Raw genomic sequence first — 18,020 nt, 5'->3', positions numbered from 1 at the left:
CGTGGCCGACACCTGGCTGGAGCCGAGCACCGTCACCGCGGTGCTCGGCTCGGTCGCGTCCGATCTCCCCGCCGGCGACCTGGACGGCATCGTCCCGGGCGTCCGGGGATGGGTCGAGGACAAGCGGAAGGACCTGCTCGTCGGCGACGGCGGAGACCCCGAGGTCTTCACCTTCACCCCGACCCCGCAGGTCGTCCTCGGCGCGGCGTTCCTGGTGTGGCGGACCTACGACCGGCGCCGGTCCCCGGTCGGGATCGTCGGTGCGTCCGAGGACGGGTACGCCGGCATCGTCCGCGACGACCCGGACATCGCGCGGTTCCTCGGCATCGGTGCCGCGGGCCGGTTCGTGTTCGGCGGCCACAACCCGACCACCGAGGCGGTGGTCTGAGGTGCTGAACGAGCTGCGGGACAGCATCACCAGCGACCTGACCACGGCCGGGATCAAGGCGCTCGGCTACATCGGCGAGGTCATCACCCCGCCGTGCGCTCTGGTCGTCCCCTCGGAGCCGTACCTGAAGCGGCCCGACGCGACGGAGCGGATCCCGTTCCGGAAGGTCAAGGCGAACGTCGACGTGCTGCTGCTGGTCCCCCGTGAGGGCGGGGAGAAGGCGGCGGCCGCGCTGATCGATGACCTCATCGAGGACGCGTACCGCGCCCTCAACCAGAACCACGACATCAAGGCCGCGTCGCGGCCGGGCGTGGTCACAGTCTCCGGCTCGAAGTACGTCGGGTCGGTCCTCTCCATCGAGGCACTAGCGGAGGAACCCTGATGGCAACCAAGTACGACGGCAAGGACCTGACCTTCACGGTCGACGGCGTCCAGTTCAACGCGGACGGCACCTCCGTGGTGATGGACAACGAGGACGGCGACGCGGGCACGCAGACGTTCGCCGAGCTCGCCAACGGCACCCCGGTGAACTGGTTCTTCCAGATCACCGCGCTGCTCGACCTGGCCGGCACGTCGTTCCACACGATGCTGTGGGACAACGCTGGCACCGAGGTCGCGTTCGTCTTCGACCCGATGGGCGCAGGCGTCACCCCGACCGTGAACAAGCCCAAGTACACGGGCAACTGCAAGATCCCGCGGAAGCCTCCGGTCGGTGGCCAGGCCGGCGAGACCTGGACCTACGACTTCCGGATCGACATCGTCGGCGAGCCGACCAAGGTCACCGCGTGACGCAGATCCTCGACGTGGACGTGGACGCCGCCCCGGTGCGGGCGGCGTTCGCGTCTCTGCGTCTGCGTCTGCGGAACCTGTCGCGGGCGTGGGCGCTCATCGGGGCCCGGATGGAGTCGGCGGCGCAGCCGGTCGTGCCGGTCGAGTCCGGCCGGCTCGTCGACTCGCTGAAGGCCACGGCGGGCCCGATGGGCGTCGAGTTCGCGTCGGACCTGGTCTACGCGGGCGTGCAGGACCGGGGCTGGCCGGCGCACGGCATCGAGGGCCACCACTTCATGAGCCGGGCCGAGGAGGCGCTGCGCGGCGACGCAGTGGACCTACTGGCGCCGGAGATCCAGCGACAGATCGACGCGGTCGGTCTCGGCTGACCACCACCCACACCAGGAGACGAACCACCATGACCGCACGGATCAACACCCTAAACGCGCTGGAGCAGGCCGAGGCCGAGGAGGCCGCCGGTGTCCCGCTGCACAAGATCGAGGAAGAGGGCTCCCTGAAGGTCCGTCTCTGGGGCGCGATCGCATGGGTCATCACGAAGCGGGACGAGCCGACGCTGTCGTACCTCGACTACATGAAGCGGGCCACGTACTCGGAGATCCTCACGTTCGTGCTCGGCACCGACAACGCCGCCGAGGAGGCGGCCGCCGACGACCCGTTTCCGGCTGGCGCAGCTGCAGCGGATGAGGGCGCACCGGCTGACGCAGAAGGCCCGGTTCTGTCTGGCGACGGGGATCCCGCCGTCTGAGTACGACCTGATGCCGCTCGAGGAGCGCGCGGCATTCATCCACGAGGTCAACCGGCGTAGGCGCTGACGAGAAGGAGCGGGGACCGTGGCGGATCCTGAGGTCGTCGTACGGGGACGGGGTGACTTCCGTGCCCTGAACCGGGACGTGGCGGCGGCCGAGGCCCGGTTCTCCAAGATGGGGTCCACCATCAAGCGGGGGCTCGCGACATCGGCGCTGGCCGGCACCGCGGCGCTGGTCAAGCTCGGCGTCGACTCCGTGCGCGCGGGGTCGGCGGCGCAGCAGTCGCTCGGCGCGACGGAGACCGTGTTCGGGAAGTACGCCGACACCGTCATCGCCCGATCGAAGAAGGCCGCCGAGGCGGTCGGCCTGTCGGCCAACGAGTACCGCGAGCTGGCGAACGTCACCGGTGCGACCCTGGCGAACTCCGGCGCTCCGCTGAAGCAGGTCACGAAGCTGACGGCCGAGCTGACCCGGCGGGCGGCCGACATGGCCGCGACGTACGGCGGCACGACCAAGGAAGCGATCGAGTCCGTGTCGTCGCTGCTGCGCGGCGAGGCCGACCCGATCGAGCGGTACGGCGTCTCGATCAAGCAGTCCGACGTGAACGCGCGGCTCGCGGCGCAGGGTCTGGACAAGCTGACCGGGTCGGCCCGGAAGCAGGCCGAGCAGCAGGCGCGGCTCGACCTGCTGATGCAGCAGACGTCGAAGACGGCCGGCCAGTTCGGTCGGGAGTCGGACACGATCGCTGGGAAGGGGCAGCGGCTCGGCGCGAAGGTCGAGGATCTGGAGGCGAAGTTCTCCGACCTGCTGATCCCGGCGCTGTCGGCGGCCGCCGATTGGGCGTCGGAGGACGTCGTCCCGGCGCTCGACGACCTCCACGGGTGGCTGTCGGACAACAGCGACGAGTTCGCGTCCCTGGCGTCGACGGTGGGCGACACCGTCGTGCCCGCGCTGCAGGGCGCGGTCGACGTCGTCGGGGAGGCGGTCGAGCTGTTCTCGGACCTGCCCGCTCCGGTGAAGGAGTTCGCGGCTCAGGCCGGTGTGGCGGCGCTGGTGCTGCCGAAGGTGGCGGCGGCCACCACGGTGGTGACGAACGCGGTGGGGAAGTACACCACGGCGGCGGACGCGGCGGCGGCTCGGTCGGCGGCAATGGGGTCGGCGATGCGGACCGCTGCGGGTGTCGGCGGGATGGTCGCGCTCACGCAGGGCGCGACGTCGTCGAACGAGGCGATCAGCCTGCTGTCGTCGACGGCCGGCGGCGCGCTGCTCGGGTTCTCGGTCGGCGGCCCGTGGGGTGCTGCGATCGGTGCTGGTGCCGGTGGACTGCTGGGGCTGGCCCAGGCGACGGGCGAGGCCGACAGGGCCGCACGCGAGTCGGCGACCACGTGGGCGACGTACGCCTCCACGCTGGACAACGTCACCGGTGCGACGACCCGGGCCACCGAGGCGATGGTGTTGGAGGAGCTCCGCGCCGGCAAGCTGCTGTCGACGGCCGGGCAGCTCGGCATCGACAAGGCGACGCTCGTGCAGGGCATCCTCGGCGAGACGAACGCGCGTAAGACGCTGCTGTCTGCGATCGAAGTTGAGGACCAGGCGATCCGTGGCCTCGTCGCGTCGTACGAGGAGCAGTTCAAGACGTCGACGTCGCGGCGAAGCGACGAGGCGAAGGCCATGGCCGAGGAGTTCACGAGCCGTCGGGAGCGGCTGGACCTGCTGAAGGCCGAGGTCGGCGAGATCAACAACGCGACGGCGGCGAAGCGCGAGGACATCCTCGTCATGGCCCAGATCCCGGACGCGGTGATCACGAAGATCGAGACGCCGGGGCTGGTCGATTCGAAGCGGGAGGTCCGAGCGCTGGCGCGGTCGTACGCGCTGACGCCGGCGCAGGTCAAGACCGTGCTCGAGGTGACCGGGGTCGCGTCGGCGGTGAAGGACGTCGACCGGTTCTCGGCGGCGGTCGGGGTCGAGGCGCCGAAGAAGGCCAAGGAGGGCGGGAAGAAGGCCGGTAGGGCGATCCCGGAGGGCGCCACCGAGGGGCTCGTCCCCGGCCTGAAGGCCCTGAAGCAGCAGCTGAAGGGCGGAGTCCAGGGCGCCACTGACAACGCGAAGGGCCCGGCGCTCGTCGGCGGCACTGAGGTCGGCACCAACATTGGCGCCGGTCAGTACCACGGCATGGACCGGTGGATCGTGCCGATCTTCGGCAAGGGCTACCAGATGGGCAAGGCCGGCGTCGACGGCGCGAAGGCGGGCGCCGCGACTCGGTCTCCGTCGCGGGAGACGATCTGGGTCGGCCGGATGCTCGGTGAGGGCATGGCGGTCGGGATGGACGCCACCACGCCTGTCGTCGGCCGCGCCGCCGTCAACCTCGGGAAGAAGGCCGTCGCCGAGATCCTCGCCGGCGTCACCGGCGGGCTCGACGGCGTCGAGGCCACCCTGGACCGGATCACCAAGCTGATCCAGAAGTCGATCAAGGGCAAGAACGACGAGAAGCGCGAGAAGGCGGTACTGAAGTCCCTGAAGGACCAGTACGCCGCGCTGCGAGCGAACGGCGCGGCCCAGGACGCGATCAACGCCAAGCTGGAGGACGCGCGCGGGCTGCTCGAGCAGGCGACGAGCGCGTACAACGACTACGCGAACGCCGCCCGCGACGCCGTCACCGCGACCGGGAACATCACGCAGCTGGGCCGGCAGGACGACGGCACGGTGTCGCTGACGTCGCTGCTGAACGAACTGGAGAACGCCGCCAACGACGCGGACCGCTTCGTCGACCTGTCCGAGAAACTCGCCGGGATGGGGCTGTCGAAGGAGTCGATCGACCAGATCCTCGCCGCCGGCCCGTCCGCCGCGCTCGCGACGGTCGAGGCGATCGAGACCGGCGGCCAGGAGGCCGTGACCCGGATCAACGAGCTGCAGGGCCGGCTCGCGGCCGCGGGGACGCGGCTCGGGCAGGACATGGCCGGCCGCTACTACCAGGCCGGCGTCGATGCGGCCCAGGGGCTGATCAACGGGCTGAACTCCCAGCTGGCGGCGCTGCAGGCGATCGCCGAGCAGCTCGGTGACGCGCTGATCAAGGCGACGAAGAAGAAGCTCAAGAGCAAGTCGCCCAGCAAGGTGTTCGAGGGCATCGGGCAGGACGTCGTCGCGGGTCTCTCGATCGGGATCGACGACACCGTGGCGTCCCGGTCCGGTGCGTCGCTGGCGGCTTCGCTGGTCAAGGGGTTCGATAACCCGCAGCTCTCGGCCGACGTGCTGACCAGCAGCTTGTCGAGCACGACGATCGCGGTCCGGCTGACGGCTGCGCAGGTGTCGCAGCTGCAGCGTGGCCGTGAGATCCAGATGGACCTGGACTACGCCCGGTCGAACGGCGTGCTGGGGACGACGTTCTGATGGTGTCGTCGGTGGCGGTGCAGGAGTTCGACACGGTCGACGTGCTGCGGCTCGAGGTGGAGACCGACGCGACCGGGCTGGTCAACCTCGTGCAGAACCCGTCCGGTGAGCTCGGTGGGTGGGGTTGGATCACCACGATCGTCGGGTCGAAGATCGACGGCGGCGCGGCGCTGACGTACACCGGTGTCGCGGGTGCGTCGTGGTTCACCACGGAGGAGATGCCGGTCGCTGCGGGGCAGTACGCCGCGGCGCGGTGGAACGCGACCGGCGGTACGGCGGGGTACTACTTCCGGGCGCGGTTCGAGTGGATCAACTCCGCGGGCGCGGTGATCTCATCGAGCACGCAGACCGGGTACCTGGCGCGGAACAGCGGCGTGGGGAACCTCGGCGCCCAGCTCGCGCCGGCGGGCACGGTGTGGGCGCGGCTGCGGTTCGACGTCTACGCGACGAACACAGGCACCAACCCGGGCGGGGCGCACACCTTCACGTTCAAGGAGGTCACGGTCGCGAAGGCCGCGACGTCGGGCGTGCTGGGGCAGTCCCGGGCGAACCTGGTCCCGAACCCGTCGTTCGAGACCGACACGGCCGGCTGGGTCGCCGCCGGGGACGCCGCGATCGCACGGTCCACCGCCCAGGCCTACGTCGGCGCGGCGTCGCTGCGGTACACCCACGGGTCGACTGCTGGTGGCTCGTTCTGGACGCTCGACGGGCGCCGCGGCATCCCCGTGACGGGAGGCGCCATCTACGCGATCTCCACGCAGAGCAAGGCCGCCACGACGGCGCGGACATGGAAGGTCTACCCGCAGTGGTACGACGCCACAGGCACCTACCTCGGCAGCGGCAGCCCGGTCTCGCTCACGAACACCACAGGCGGATGGACGCTCGGTTCCGGGACGGTCACGGCGCCCGCGTCCGCGGCCACCCTCGCGCTGGAGGTCAACGTGACCGCCGCCGCCGGCGAGCAGCACTACTTCGACGCGTTCATGGTCGAGCAGGCCAACAGCGTCGGGACCTACTTCGACGCCGCGACCCCGGACGCCGGCGGATGGGACTACGGCGGCACGACACGCTCCCCCCTGGCGCTGCCGACCCGAACCAACCTGGTCCTCGACCCGCTGCCCTCTGCAGCGCTGAACGGCTACGCGGCGGGGCCCAACGCGAGCATCCAGTACCTGAACCTCGGCGGCATCGGGCCCGTGGTGCGGGTCCGCCCGACCTCGGCCAACCCCGACACCTTCGTCTCGGTCGGCGGCGACACCGGCGCCATGCGGCTAGGGATGCAGGCCGGGAAGACCTACACCGTGTCGGCCGGGATGGTCGGCACCAACCACCCCGGCGGTGACTTCGGCGACCGCACCGACGCGATCGTGGTCTTCCACCGCGTCGGGGCAGGCGCCTACACCGAGTTGAGCACCGGCCCGGTGACTGGCGGCCGCGGCTCCCTCACGTTCACGCTGCCGTCCGGTGCGACGGAGGCCTTCATCCGGCTCTACCACGGCGGCGGCAGCGCGCTGTCCTACACCGACTGGCAGCAGGTCATCCTCGAGGAGGCCACCTCCGAGACCGGGCCCTACTTCGACGGCTCGACCCCGGACAGCACCAGCGACTTCACGCTCTACGACCGTGCGTGGACCGGCACGGCCAACAACTCGACCAGCACCGAGGCCGCCACCGTCACCCTGCCGTACGCGACCGCCGTCAACAGCAACCTCGGCTACCTCGACCCCGTCCAGTACCTCAACGTCATCGGCGAGTCCCACGAGCTCCGCGTCGTACGGCAGGAGCTGCAGGTCGGCACCCTCGACGCGACCATCATCAGCCGCACCCTCGACCCCGCAGACTCCGCCCTGATCCGGCCCGGCCGCCGCGCCCGGCTCCGCGCCCTCGTCGCCGGCGTCTGGGAAGAGCTCATCACCGGCAAGCTCCTGACCGCGAGCGTCGAGTACGAGCTCAAGGACCCCAAGCTCCCCGACGAGAAGCGGGCCACCATCACGGTCAACCTCGTCGACGCCGGCCAGCCGCTGTCCCAGGCGAAGCGACCGCAGGGTGTCGCCACGATCGCCGAGCTGCCGTTCGTGCTCGAGGGCGCCGGCGTTCCGTGGAACGTCAACGGGTCCGGGAACCAGGTCGCGACCGCGACCCCGACCACCTTCAACGACAACGCCTCGGCGCTGACCCAGGTAGCGCTGACCCGCGACACCCGGGCCGGGTACGCGTGGGTATCGCGCCGCGGCGTGGTGAACGCGTGGGACCCCGGCTCGCTGCCCGCGCCGGCACCGGTCGTGCTCGACGAGACGACGTACAGCGACCTGAAGGTCACGTTCGCGACCGACGACTGCATCAACGCCGTGGCGTTCACCGTGCAGTCCCTGGGCGTCGACGGCACCACCACGGAGACGACGTACGGGCCGTACGAGGACGCGACGTCGATCGAGACCTACGGCCGGTTCCTGAAGGAGTTCACCGTCACCGGCTTGTCGAAGGCGCAGGTCGACACGCTCGCGGCCGCGATCATCGCCGCGAACAAGACCCCGTCCCGGCGCGTGCAGTCGGTGACGCTGCCGCTGACCAAGCTCGCACGGGTCGACGCACACGCGCTGCGCGACCTCTACGACCTGGTCAAGGTCAACAACACCGAGGTGGCGCTCTCGGCCAACCTGCGGGTGACCGGGATCGAGCACGTGGTCACGACGAGAAGCTGGCTGCTCACGCTGACGTTCGCGGCCAACGGCGGGGTGGCGTCGCCGATCTTCCAGCCGCCGGTGCAGTCCGACGCGTCCCCGGACGTCGGGGTCATCGAGTGGTTCGCCGGCCCGACCAGCAAGGTCCCCTCGACCAAGCTCGTGTGCGACGGGTCGTCGAAGGCGGTCGCGTCGTACCCGTACCTCTTCGCCGTGATCGGCTACACGTACGGCGGGTCCGGGGCGAACTTCAACGTGCCGAACCTCGTCGACCGGTTCCCGATCGGCGCCGGGACGAAGGCGCTCGGCACCACGGGCGGCGGCCCGACGAAGACACTCGCCGTGGCGAACCTGCCCGGTGGCCACCCGACCGGGTACACCGGGTCGTCCCTGATGGGTTCCGGCCCTACGCCTGCGTTCGGTGTCACGGCGACCGGTGGCACCAGCACCCCGTTCGACGTGATGAACCCGTGGCTGGCGCTGACTCCCGTGATCAGGGCGGTGTGACCGTGACCGACTCCAACGACCCGCTCGTCACCGCCGTCCGAGGCCTGCAGCTCTCGGTCGATCAACTCCGAACCGAGCTCGTCCGCAAGGACGTCTACGAGGCCGAGCGCGAGACCGACCGCGCCGAGGTCGCGAGCCTGCGCGAGTCGGTCAAGGAGATCAAGGGCACCCTCACCTGGCTGTCCCGGACTCTCGTGGCGTCGCTCCTGCTCCCGGTCCTGACGTCGGCGCTCGTGATCTACGTCATCCAGCAGGGAGGGTCGCGATGAAGCGACTCCGGATTCTGGCCGCCGTCCTCGTCACGCTGATCGTGGCCATGTCGGTGCTGTCGGTGTACCTCGTCCTCGACCGCGTCACGGATCGGCTCGCGGCCGCCGAGGAGAAGGCGCAGGCCAACGGGAAGCGGGCCGACGACGCGCTCGCCACGGCGCAGGCGCTCGCCGAGCAGGTGCGGCTCCTCGGCCAGCAGCCCGTCGTCGAGCCCGACGACCCGCCCGCCGGTGCACCTGGTGCGCCCGGGCTGCGCGGTCCGATGGGCCCGCCCGGCCCGCGCGGTGCGTCGTGCGTCGAGGAGCTCGGCTACCCGCGCTGCCGTGGCGCCGCGGGCTCGGCCGGGGCGACCGGAGCGACAGGGCAGGCCGGCGTCGACGGCGCGGCCGGCCCGGCGGGCAAGGACGGCAAGGACGGCGCCCAGGGCCCGCAGGGCGACCCCGGTCCCGCCGGCCCGCAGGGACCCGCCGGCACCGCGGTCCCCGGCACCTACTCCTGCCCAGCTGGCGAGGTCATGACCGGGTTCACCGTCGCCGGCGACGGGTCCGTGTCCCTCGCCTGCCAACCCACGATCCCCGCCGCCCAAGGAGGCAAGCAGTGAGCACGTCCCAGAACGGCTACCCGGCCCTCGACGGCCGCGTCACCGGCCCCCTTCCCCGACTCCGCGTCTGGCGGATCCCCGGCACCGGCCGACACCTCGCCCTGCGCGACGGGTCGACCGGATTCCTCCTCGTGCACCTGGCGATGTGGTTCGACCGCAAGGTCGAGGACATCGACGCCGGGGTCTGGGACGAGTGGGGGTACGCCTTCCGCCCGGTCCGCGGCTACGTGGCGCTGTCCAACCACGCCAGCGGGACCGCGATGGACCTCAACGCCACACAGCACCCGCTCGGCCGCGCCGACACGTTCTCGCCCGCCGAGGAGAAGCTGATCCTCTCGCGGGTCAACGGGTTCTACGCCGGGTGCATCCGCTGGGGCGGCGAGTACCGCGGCCGGCCGGACGAGATGCACTTCGAGATCGACCGCGGGATCGGCGCGTGCGAGCGCAAGGCGCGTGCGCTGCTCGACAGCCCGCGCGGGCGGAAGATCCTCGCGGCCAACCCCGGCGCACGGAAGGTCATCGAGTCGTGACCCGGCACACCACCGTCAACGTCGGCCGCGGCCGCCCCGCCGCCCAGCGCCACGCGTTCGGCAAGGTCCGCGCAACCAACGGCCGCCGCGGCATCGTCGGCTGGCAGGAGATCGGCGAGAGCGACGGCCCCGTCGACGAGGCCGCCGCGCTCCGCGCCGCGTTCCCCCGCCCGACCTGGCGCACCGCCGCCATGGCCATCCGGACCCCCGTCACGTGGAACCAGCTCGCGTGGGAGTGCCTCAGCGTCGAGCGCGAGAAGGTCATGCGCGGCATCGACCACGTGTCACCCGCGCGGTACGTCGTCATCGTCCGGCTCCGCCACCGCGTCACCGGCCAGCTCCTGACCCGGATCAACACCCACACTGTCGCCGGCGCGTTCAACGGCTCCACGGACCGACTCGAGTCCAGCCGCCGGCAGGGCTGGCAGCAGCACTGGACCCGGCTCTGCGAGATCGTCCAGGAGGAGGCCGCGACCGGCGCCGACGTCGTCGTGTCCGGCGACTTCAACCGCCAGCGGCCGGCCCTCCCGATCAAGGAGCTCCACCCCCGCGCGGTGCTGGCCGCCCGGTCGCACACCGACCACCTGATCGCCGTCCCGGCGTCCGGCCACCACGTCGTCGTCGACAAGGTCCACCGGACCCCGCTCGGCGTCGACTTCCACATCGCGCTGTCCGCGCGGATCCGCTTCAACCGGAAGGCACCCCGATGAAGGTCAACGTCCCCCGGCGCGTCCGCATCGCGCTCTACCTGCTCAACGTGCTCGGCACGCCCGTCGTGGTCTACGCCCGTGCCAAGGGCTGGATCGGCGACCTCGAGCTGGCCCTGTGGGGCGCCGAGGTCACGGCGGCCATGGCGCTCGCCGGGCTCAACGTCGGCGCCGGCCCCCAGGGCGTGAGCATCCGCGTCGACGCCGACCAGCTGACTGCGCTCGAGCGCGGCCAGCAGATCCAGCGCGACCTCGACGCGTACCGCCGCAACGGCGGGGAGGGCGGTGTCCTGTGAGCGAGCAGCTGTTCACCCTCGCCGACGCCAAGCTCGAGCTCGCCCGCCAGGACTGCGCCGCCTACGGCCACACCTGGCGGGTCGTCGACGCCCGGACCGTCGACCAGCCCGCCGGCCTTCCGATCGAGGTCGTGTGCGACCGGTGCACCGTCCACTACGCGATCGTGTCGACCCCCACGGTCGACGAGCCGCTCGCGCTCGAGTAGGTCAGTTCGGGATCTCGACGTCGTGCTCGGCCAGGCAGACTGACCGGACCTCGGCAGCAGCCTCCTGGACGGCACCGGCGCTACCGCCGGCGGAGAACGGGTTGGCGTCAGCAGCGGTGATCAGCGACGCGAACGCGCGGCGGGTCGGCTTGTCCAGGTCGGACAGCATGTCCTTGATGTCGGCGAGCGCGACCAGGTCGGCGACCGCGGCCGGGTCCTCGGCGACCGCGTCCTTGTAGGTCTCGCACGCGTCAGCGCCGGCCCCCGACCCGCAGGCCGTGAGGCTGGACGCGAGGATGACGGCACCGGCTCCGAGAACGAGGTTCTTCATGCCGGGAGGGTACGACGTGCCTACGTCACCCGTACGCCGAACCGATCCCCGGCCGCCCCTCGGTGGCCGGGGTCAGCCACGAGTACGGCACCCACTCCTGGATGACCTTGTCCCGCACCGTCATCCGGTCGATGTAGATGACCAGCGCCTCCCAGGAGCCGTCAGCGGCGCGCCGCCGGTCGACGACCAGCCCCGGCCACGACATCGGGACGTGAGGCTTCCGCACCCACACGTGCGCGGCCGGGGCAGTCATCACTGCAGGCTACGGCGTCAGGCGGTGAGGACCTCCGCACGCGCTGTCCTGATCACATCGGCGAGCGCATTCAGCGTCGGCTGATCCCACGTCTCGACCCAGGCGAGGTAGCGGCGCTGGTCCGCTGTCAGCGGCAAGCCGTCGTACGCCGCCCGCAGATCCTTCCGAGCCGCCTCAGGGAACCGCTCCCGGTCCTCCATCATGCCGCCCTCCTTCCCAACGTCTTGATCGCCGCCGACAGCTCATCCTCCGTCGCCAACAGGTAGTGCTCCGTCGACGCCAGCGACCGATGCCGCATCAAGTCCTGCACCACCCTCACGTTCGCGCCGCTACGCAGCAGCGACGTGCCGTACGTTGCCCGCACCCGGTGGATCGCCCCCGGCATCCCCAGGTCCTGAAACAGCCGCTTCGTGCCGCCAGACACCGTCGCCGCGGCGATGTGCCCGGACGACCGCCGCTCGCTCGGGAACCAGAACCCACGACGCGGGAAGTCGCCCGCCAGCTCCCACAGGTCATCGTGAGTCGGCAGCACCGCGAGCTGCCGGCCCTTCCCCAGCACCGTGACCCGGTCGCGGTCGATGTCCTCGCCCCGGAACTTGGCGATCTCGTGGGCCCGCAGGCCGGCAAGGTAGGCGAGCAGGATCCAGGCCCGCAGGTGCCCGGTGGCGCGATCGAGGACGGTGTCGATCTCCTCCGACGTCAGCGGTCGTGGCCGTGGCCGTGGGTTCGGCACCCGCTGCAGCAGCTTCGTTGGGTCGTCGTCGACGTGTCCGGCCTCGACCAGCCAGGCGTACAGGTTGATCAGGTGAGCCCGGTAGGTGTTGCGGGTCCGGCCGTCGAACTGGTCCAGCCACTCCGCGACGACGTGGGCCGGCTGGCCGAGGGATCCCCATGCCGTGCACCGACCTCGAGCGAACTTCACGCGCTGAGCGATGGTCGAGCTGGACGCGTCGTGGGCGCGCATCCAGTCGGCGTACTCGTCGAGCGAGATCCTGCGGTCGGTGGTCATGGTCAACACCCCTTCGTGCTTGTTGGCATGGGGTTGTTGGAGTAGCACCAGCGCGCTCACGCCGCCACCGCGACGACCAATTCGGGACGTTCGTCCTGGTGTCGCGCATAGCGTTTGTTAACCGGCGAGCTCGCCGTTTTTGCCGGCGCCGGCGACCAATCCATCGGAGGATGGCCCGCATGAACCCCGTGCCTCGTGCCGTTGCCGCGCTCGCCTGCGCGGCCGGCCTCCTCCTCACCACCCCCGCCCTGGCCTCCGCCGCCGACCTGGTCCACACCGACCCGGCGCACGACGTCCGGGTCGGCGACATCGACAGCGAGCGGACGCACCCCGCGGCCGACGAGCGCCGCGTCGACGTCCGACGGGTGGAGGTCAGCCACGGTCTCGACGCCCTGACCATCCGGTTGCGGACCCGCGGTCCGCTGCCGACGAAGCGGCTCTTCCTGGCGGCACAGCTCAAGGCCCCGTCCGGCAGGTTCGAGGTGACCTACATGAAGTTCCTCGGCGAGTCCGGGGTGTCCCTGACGCGCAAGTTCGACGAGGTTCCGTGCGAGGGACTCACCGCGACCCTGGAGCGCAAGGCCGTCACCTTCGTCGTCCCGACTGCCTGCTTCGGCACGCCCGCGTGGGTGCGTGTCGGCGCCGGCGCCGCCCAGATGCGCAAGCAGAAGATCGTCATGGACGACGGGTTCAGCCGTGGCGCGATCGACAACGACCTGCACCTGTCCAAGCGGATCGCACGGGGCTGACCCGGGGATCGCGCCCCCCTCACGCGGAACGACGACCGTCCACCAGCGACGGTGGGCGGTCGTCGTGTCGCGCGGCCCGCACGGCCCTGGCCCGGCCGGCGGCCTTCGCTTCGTACAGCGCCTCGTCGGCGTACGCCAGGGCCAGGGCGATGTCGTCGCCGGCCCTGACCGAGGCGATGCCGAAGCTGACCGTCGGCATCGCACTGACCTCGCCGTCGCCCCGGTAGTGCCGGGCGATGGCGTCGACCACCGCCTCGGCCGGGGCCCCACGGACCAGCAGCACGAACTCGTCACCGCCGAGGCGCCCGATCACGCCCCGCAGCCCCACGACGGCCTGGCAGGCGTCGGCGAACGCTGTCAGCGCCCGGTCGCCGGCGGCGTGACCGAGGCCGTCGTTGATGCTCTTGAAGCGGTCGAGGTCGGCGACGACCACCGCCGCATCGGCCCGCACCGGGCCCCGGTCGATCTCGCGCTGGGCCGCCCGGAGGAACTCGGCCCGGTTGAGCAGCCCGGTCAGACCGTCGCGGGTCGCCTGCAGGCGCAGCTCCGAGGTCTGCTGCTCGTGGCTCAGGGCCGACATGCTGAAGGTGACCACGACGAGCAGGACCATCATCAGCAGCGTGGTGACCTGGCCGCCGAACACGGCCTGGAAGAAGGGATGCGCTGGACCCACGGCCACGAACGCGATGGTGCGCGCCAGGTAGAACACCGAGATGACCGCCGATGCCAGCGCCATCGCGGTGAGCACGAAGCGGTACTGCGCCCGGGTCGCCCCGCCCGGCGCGAGGGCGCGCAGGAGCAGGGTCAGCTCGCGCGCCGAGGCTCCGATCAGCAGCGCCATGCCGGCCAGGTAGACCGCGCCGCCCGACCAGATGTCGGTGCGCGGGTCGTCGGCGAGCGAGACGACGAGGACCACGGCCGGCACGAGGAGCAGCTGCCAGGCCCGGACCCGGTGCTCGCGGAGCGTGCGACCGCCCGCCCAGACGCAGGCTGCGCCGAGGACGCCGGTCGTGTTGCCCAACGGGTTGGCGATCACCTGGACGGGCGTCCCGTTGCCGAGGAAGAGCGACGCACTGACGATGAAGCAGGCCAGGGAGACGCACCACCATCCGCTGTACGACGACCGGGTCGAGCGGTAGGTGACGCCGTAGAAGAGGGCGAGGACACATGCCGCCACGAGGCCGAAGGCCACGCGCAGGGTCAGGGTGTCCAGCATGCTGTCAAGGCTAGGTCGGCCCCGTCGCGTCGCGGGAACGAGTGCGCCGATCATGACCGAAGGCCTTCTGGCCATGGTCAATTGGAGCGAATCGGCGGCACGACCGCCGGGACGATCGTCCCGCCGACGTGCGGACCAGAGACCCGACTGGGGCTGATCTAGGCTCGCCAGCGTGAACCAGCTGCGCGATCCCGCCCACCGGGTCAGTCCCCGCGCCCGCCTGATGTGGCACGTCGAGACCGGGATCACCGCGCTCGTGGTGGCGATCGGGCTCGGGGTCGCGGCGGTGCTGCTCGGACCCGACGGCCTGCGCTGGTGGCTGCTCGCCCTGGCGGTCGTGGTGTGCGCGACGGTGGCGGTCGTCGTACCGCAGTGGCGCTATGCCGTGCACCGCTGGGAGGTGTCGGCCGACGCGGTGTACACGCAGCGCGGCTGGTGGGCGCAGGAGCGGCGGATCGCGCCGATGTCGCGGGTGCAGACGGTCGACCTCGCGCAGGGCCCGCTGGCGCGGCTGTTCGGGCTCGCGACCGTCACGGTGACGACCGCCTCGGCGGCGGGGCCCTTGCAGATCGAGGGTCTGGACCGCCCGGTCGCGCTCGCGCTCGTCGACGAGCTGACCCGCAAGGCCGACCTGGTCGAGGGCGACGCGACGTGAGCCTGCCTCCCCCGCCGCCTCCCCCGCCGCCGCCCCCGTCCGTGGTGTGGCAACGCCTGGATCCCCGCATGCTGCTCGTGCACCCGATCAAGGAGGTCGGCAGGTTCCTGCCGGTCCTCGTCGGCCTGCTGGTCGCCGGCGGCGCGTCCGGCACCGGGCCGTGGGCGCTGCTCGGCGTCGGCATCCCGGTGGGACTCGGCGTGGTGCGGTACCTGACCACGACCTACCGGATCGCCGACGGCCGGGTCGAGCTGCAGCGCGGCCTGCTCCAGCGACACACCCTGTCGACGCCGGTCGACCGGGTGCGCACCGTCGACCTGACCGCCTCGCCGGTCCACCGGCTGCTCGGGCTGACGACGGTCGTGATCGGCACCGGCAGCGTCACCAGCGACAGCGACGAGCGGCTGGCGCTCGACGCGCTGCCGCAGGAGGAGGCGGCCCGGCTGCGGGCCGAGCTGCTGCACACCGCGAGCCCTGCCGCGGCCGGGGACGCGCCGGCCGACGAGGCCGTCGAGCAGGAGCAGGTCGTGGCGCGGTTCGTGCCGCGCTGGCTGTGGTACGCGCCGTTCAGCGGCACCGCCCTCGTCGGGCTCGGCGCGATCCTCGCGACCGGCGCCCAGCTCAACGAGTCGATCCAGATCCGGGTGAGCGAGGAGGACCTCGCCGCCGTCGACCTGACCCTCGTCGTCGGTGTCGTCCTCGCCGCGATCGTGCTCGTCGTCCTCCTCGCCGTCGGTGGCTACCTCGTGACCAACGGCGGGTTCGTCCTGAGCCGGTACGGCGCCGCCTGGCACGTCCGCCGTGGCCTGCTCACCCGCCGCGAGACCAGCATCGACGTCGCGCGACTCGCTGGCGTCAGCATCGGCGAGCCGGCGGCCCTGCGCGTCGCACGCGGCCGCCGGGTCGGCGCGATCGTCACCGGCCTGAGCGGCGACCAGGCCAGCTCGGCGATGCTGTTGCCGCCCGCCCCACGAGCGACCGGCTACGACGTCGCGTCGGCCGTGCTCGGCACCCCGGCCCCGGTGAGCACCGCCCTGCTCCCCCACGGCCGGACGGCGACGACCCGGCGCTACACCCGGGCCCTGCTCGGCTCGCTGCCCTTCGTGGCAGCCGCGGCGCTCGCCGTCCTGGCCGGCGGCCCGGCCTGGCTGCTGGTCGTCGCCCTGCTCCCGCTCGCCGTCGCGCTCGCCCTCGCGACCGACCGCGCCCGGGCCCTCGGTCACGCGTTCGTCGACGGCCACGTGGTGATGCGATCCGGCTCGGTGCTGCGCAGCCGCGACGCCGTCGCAGCCGGGCACGTGATCGGCTGGAACCAGCGAGCGACCTGGTTCCAGCGCCGGGCCGGGCTGGTGGCGCTGGCCGCCACGACGGCCGGCGGAAAGGGACAGGTGCACGTGCCCGACGTACCCGTGGACGCGGCGATCGCCCTCGCGGAGGCCGCGACCCCCGGCCTGGTCGGGCAGTTCCTGGAGTCGCGGTGAGCGGACAGCCCGACGGCACCTACGCTCCCGTCGACGACGACCGACCCGACCCGGGCGAGGTCGTCTGGGCGTGGGTGCCCTACGAGGACGACCCGAGTCAGGGCAAGGACCGGCCCGTGCTGGTGATCGGTACCGCGACCGGCAACGACGGCCGCGAGGTCGTGCACGCCCTCGCGATGACGAGCAAGGACCACGACCGCGACGAGGCCCAGGAGGCCGCCGCCGGCAGGTACTGGATGGACATCGGCACCGGCGCCTGGGACCCGCGCGGGCGACCGAGCGAGGTGCGGCTCAACCGGCTGCTGGTCCTGGCCGTCACGGGCGTACGTCGCGAGGGGGCCGCGCTGGCCCCGGCTCTCTACGCCCAGGTGATCGCGGCACGGCAGCGGTTCATGCGCTGAGCCCGAGGTCCTCGGCGAGCGTGGCCAGGTGGTGCTCGAAGAGTGCCTCCGGGTCGCCGAACCCGCCCGGGCCGTACTGACCGAACACCTCGAAGCTGATGCAGCCGAACATCCCGGCCCAGGCCAGCACGCCGACGACGAGCACCTCGTCCGGCAGGTCGATCCCGAACTGCTCGCGCACCTCGTCGAAGCCCGCGACGAGCGCCGGCGGCACCGGGGCGACCGGCTCCCGCACGGTCAGGGCGCCGTCGGCCAGCGCGGCGGCGGCCAGCTCGAGCAGCACCCGCACCACGCGGGTGCCGGGCCCGGTGGTCTGCTCGGCCGGCGCCTCGTAGCCCGGCACGGGGGCGCCGTACAGCAGGGCGTAGGTGGCGGGCTCGACCAGCGCCCAGGCCCGCACCGCCCTCCCGAAGGCCAGGAACCGGTCGCGATGACCGGCCCGCGCCACGGCGGGCCGGCGCAGTGCCGTCTCGACCGCGTCGGCCATCTCGTCGTAGCCGTCGACGACGAGCAGGGTCAGCAGGTCGTCGCGGCTCTTCACGTACCGGTAGACCGCCGACGAGACCACGCCGAGGTCGCGGGCCACGGCACGCAGCGAGAGCGCTGCGGCGCCGTACTCCGCCAGGTGCTGGCGCCCGATCCGGGTGATGTCCTCCATCGTCTGCGCCCGGGCGCGCGCCCGCGGGGTGGTGGCCATGACGGCATCATGCCACATTCGTGAACACCAGACTCAAAAGTGAGCAGTGCTCTTGCTTTTCGTCTCCAGGGCATGCATGCTCGAGATCAGAGAGCACCGCTCTCGTTTCGTCCCTGGAGA

General features: G+C 71.8%; 23 protein-coding genes. 17 read left to right on the top strand and 6 right to left on the bottom strand.

The window, feature by feature from the left end:
- Position 1 precedes the first annotated feature (1 nt).
- From BJ958_RS27025 to BJ958_RS26965, 13 genes are all read left to right on the top strand, one after another.
- Positions 2-388: a hypothetical protein gene (locus tag BJ958_RS27025; RefSeq protein ID WP_179729837.1), complete on the top strand. Its 387-nt coding sequence runs from the start codon at positions 2-4 to the stop codon at positions 386-388.
- A gap of 1 nt (position 389) precedes the next feature.
- Positions 390-770 (top strand): hypothetical protein, encoded by a 381-nt coding sequence (locus tag BJ958_RS27020; RefSeq protein WP_179729836.1) that lies wholly within the window; start codon positions 390-392, stop codon positions 768-770.
- Positions 770-1,177 carry a hypothetical protein gene (locus BJ958_RS27015; protein ID WP_179729835.1) on the top strand — a complete coding sequence of 136 codons (408 nt, stop codon included), beginning with the start codon at positions 770-772 and terminating at the stop codon, positions 1,175-1,177. Before BJ958_RS27020 ends, BJ958_RS27015 begins: the two co-directional genes overlap by 1 nt.
- Positions 1,174-1,545, top strand: coding sequence for a phage virion morphogenesis protein (locus tag BJ958_RS27010; protein ID WP_179729834.1), 372 nt, complete (start codon positions 1,174-1,176; stop codon positions 1,543-1,545). The genes BJ958_RS27015 and BJ958_RS27010 overlap by 4 nt, the downstream gene beginning before the upstream one ends.
- Before the next feature lie 29 nt (positions 1,546-1,574).
- Positions 1,575-1,922: a hypothetical protein gene (locus BJ958_RS27005; RefSeq protein WP_179729833.1), complete on the top strand. Its 348-nt coding sequence runs from the start codon at positions 1,575-1,577 to the stop codon at positions 1,920-1,922.
- 85 nt (positions 1,923-2,007) lie between these two features.
- The gene (locus BJ958_RS27000; protein WP_179729832.1) at positions 2,008-5,310 is read left to right on the top strand and encodes a phage tail tape measure protein; all 3,303 of its coding nucleotides are present in this window, start codon (positions 2,008-2,010) and stop codon (positions 5,308-5,310) included.
- A complete protein-coding gene (locus BJ958_RS26995; RefSeq protein WP_179729831.1) occupies positions 5,310-8,498 on the top strand; it encodes a tail fiber protein in 3,189 nt (1,062 codons plus the stop codon). The genes BJ958_RS27000 and BJ958_RS26995 overlap by 1 nt, the downstream gene beginning before the upstream one ends.
- On the top strand, positions 8,495-8,767 hold the full coding sequence (locus BJ958_RS26990; RefSeq protein WP_179729830.1) for a hypothetical protein: 273 nt from the start codon (positions 8,495-8,497) through the stop codon (positions 8,765-8,767). Before BJ958_RS26995 ends, BJ958_RS26990 begins: the two co-directional genes overlap by 4 nt.
- Entirely contained in the window at positions 8,764-9,369 is a 606-nt protein-coding gene (locus BJ958_RS26985) for a collagen-like protein (RefSeq protein ID WP_179729829.1), read from the top strand. Before BJ958_RS26990 ends, BJ958_RS26985 begins: the two co-directional genes overlap by 4 nt.
- Positions 9,366-9,899 carry a M15 family metallopeptidase gene (locus tag BJ958_RS28320; RefSeq protein ID WP_179729828.1) on the top strand — a complete coding sequence of 178 codons (534 nt, stop codon included), beginning with the start codon at positions 9,366-9,368 and terminating at the stop codon, positions 9,897-9,899. The genes BJ958_RS26985 and BJ958_RS28320 overlap by 4 nt, the downstream gene beginning before the upstream one ends.
- Positions 9,896-10,609: an exonuclease/endonuclease/phosphatase family protein gene (locus tag BJ958_RS26975; protein WP_179729827.1), complete on the top strand. Its 714-nt coding sequence runs from the start codon at positions 9,896-9,898 to the stop codon at positions 10,607-10,609. Before BJ958_RS28320 ends, BJ958_RS26975 begins: the two co-directional genes overlap by 4 nt.
- Positions 10,606-10,902, top strand: coding sequence for a hypothetical protein (locus tag BJ958_RS26970; RefSeq protein WP_179729826.1), 297 nt, complete (start codon positions 10,606-10,608; stop codon positions 10,900-10,902). The genes BJ958_RS26975 and BJ958_RS26970 overlap by 4 nt, the downstream gene beginning before the upstream one ends.
- Entirely contained in the window at positions 10,899-11,108 is a 210-nt protein-coding gene (locus BJ958_RS26965; RefSeq protein WP_179729825.1) for a hypothetical protein, read from the top strand. The genes BJ958_RS26970 and BJ958_RS26965 overlap by 4 nt, the downstream gene beginning before the upstream one ends.
- Position 11,109: 1 nt before the next feature.
- On the opposite strand, the gene BJ958_RS26960 is transcribed toward BJ958_RS26965, so the two are convergent.
- The 4 genes from BJ958_RS26960 to BJ958_RS26945 are packed head-to-tail and all read right to left on the bottom strand — an operon-like array spanning position 11,110 to position 12,761.
- Positions 11,110-11,439 (bottom strand): hypothetical protein, encoded by a 330-nt coding sequence (locus BJ958_RS26960; protein ID WP_179729824.1) that lies wholly within the window; start codon positions 11,437-11,439, stop codon positions 11,110-11,112.
- A gap of 25 nt (positions 11,440-11,464) precedes the next feature.
- Entirely contained in the window at positions 11,465-11,692 is a 228-nt protein-coding gene (locus BJ958_RS26955) for a hypothetical protein (protein WP_179729823.1), read from the bottom strand.
- A 17-nt stretch (positions 11,693-11,709) separates the two neighbouring features.
- On the bottom strand, positions 11,710-11,895 hold the full coding sequence (locus tag BJ958_RS26950; RefSeq protein WP_179729822.1) for a hypothetical protein: 186 nt from the start codon (positions 11,893-11,895) through the stop codon (positions 11,710-11,712).
- Entirely contained in the window at positions 11,892-12,761 is an 870-nt protein-coding gene (locus BJ958_RS26945; protein ID WP_179729821.1) for a tyrosine-type recombinase/integrase, read from the bottom strand. The genes BJ958_RS26950 and BJ958_RS26945 overlap by 4 nt, the downstream gene beginning before the upstream one ends.
- A 119-nt stretch (positions 12,762-12,880) precedes the next feature.
- On the opposite strand from BJ958_RS26945, the gene BJ958_RS26940 reads away from it, so the two are divergent.
- Complete coding sequence (locus BJ958_RS26940; RefSeq protein WP_179729820.1) at positions 12,881-13,450, top strand: hypothetical protein; 570 nt, start codon at positions 12,881-12,883, stop codon at positions 13,448-13,450.
- 19 nt (positions 13,451-13,469) lie between these two features.
- On the opposite strand, the gene BJ958_RS26935 is transcribed toward BJ958_RS26940, so the two are convergent.
- Complete coding sequence (locus BJ958_RS26935; RefSeq protein WP_179729819.1) at positions 13,470-14,666, bottom strand: GGDEF domain-containing protein; 1,197 nt, start codon at positions 14,664-14,666, stop codon at positions 13,470-13,472.
- A gap of 172 nt (positions 14,667-14,838) precedes the next feature.
- On the opposite strand from BJ958_RS26935, the gene BJ958_RS26930 reads away from it, so the two are divergent.
- From BJ958_RS26930 to BJ958_RS26925, 3 genes are all read left to right on the top strand, one after another.
- Entirely contained in the window at positions 14,839-15,321 is a 483-nt protein-coding gene (locus BJ958_RS26930) for a PH domain-containing protein (protein WP_273520146.1), read from the top strand.
- A 68-nt stretch (positions 15,322-15,389) separates the two neighbouring features.
- Positions 15,390-16,802: a PH domain-containing protein gene (locus tag BJ958_RS27435; protein WP_218865988.1), complete on the top strand. Its 1,413-nt coding sequence runs from the start codon at positions 15,390-15,392 to the stop codon at positions 16,800-16,802.
- A complete protein-coding gene (locus BJ958_RS26925; RefSeq protein WP_218866764.1) occupies positions 16,799-17,203 on the top strand; it encodes a type II toxin-antitoxin system PemK/MazF family toxin in 405 nt (134 codons plus the stop codon). Before BJ958_RS27435 ends, BJ958_RS26925 begins: the two co-directional genes overlap by 4 nt.
- Here the strand turns inward: BJ958_RS26925 and BJ958_RS26920 are convergent.
- Entirely contained in the window at positions 17,193-17,900 is a 708-nt protein-coding gene (locus BJ958_RS26920; RefSeq protein WP_179729818.1) for a TetR/AcrR family transcriptional regulator, read from the bottom strand. The genes BJ958_RS26925 and BJ958_RS26920 overlap by 11 nt on opposite strands.
- Positions 17,901-18,020 lie beyond the last annotated feature (120 nt).

The sequence above is a fragment of the Nocardioides kongjuensis genome (genome assembly GCF_013409625.1).
GTDB lineage: Bacteria > Actinomycetota > Actinomycetes > Propionibacteriales > Nocardioidaceae > Nocardioides > Nocardioides kongjuensis.
Note: the sequence above shows the minus strand (reverse complement) of the source record. Positions and strands in the feature narration are given on the sequence as shown.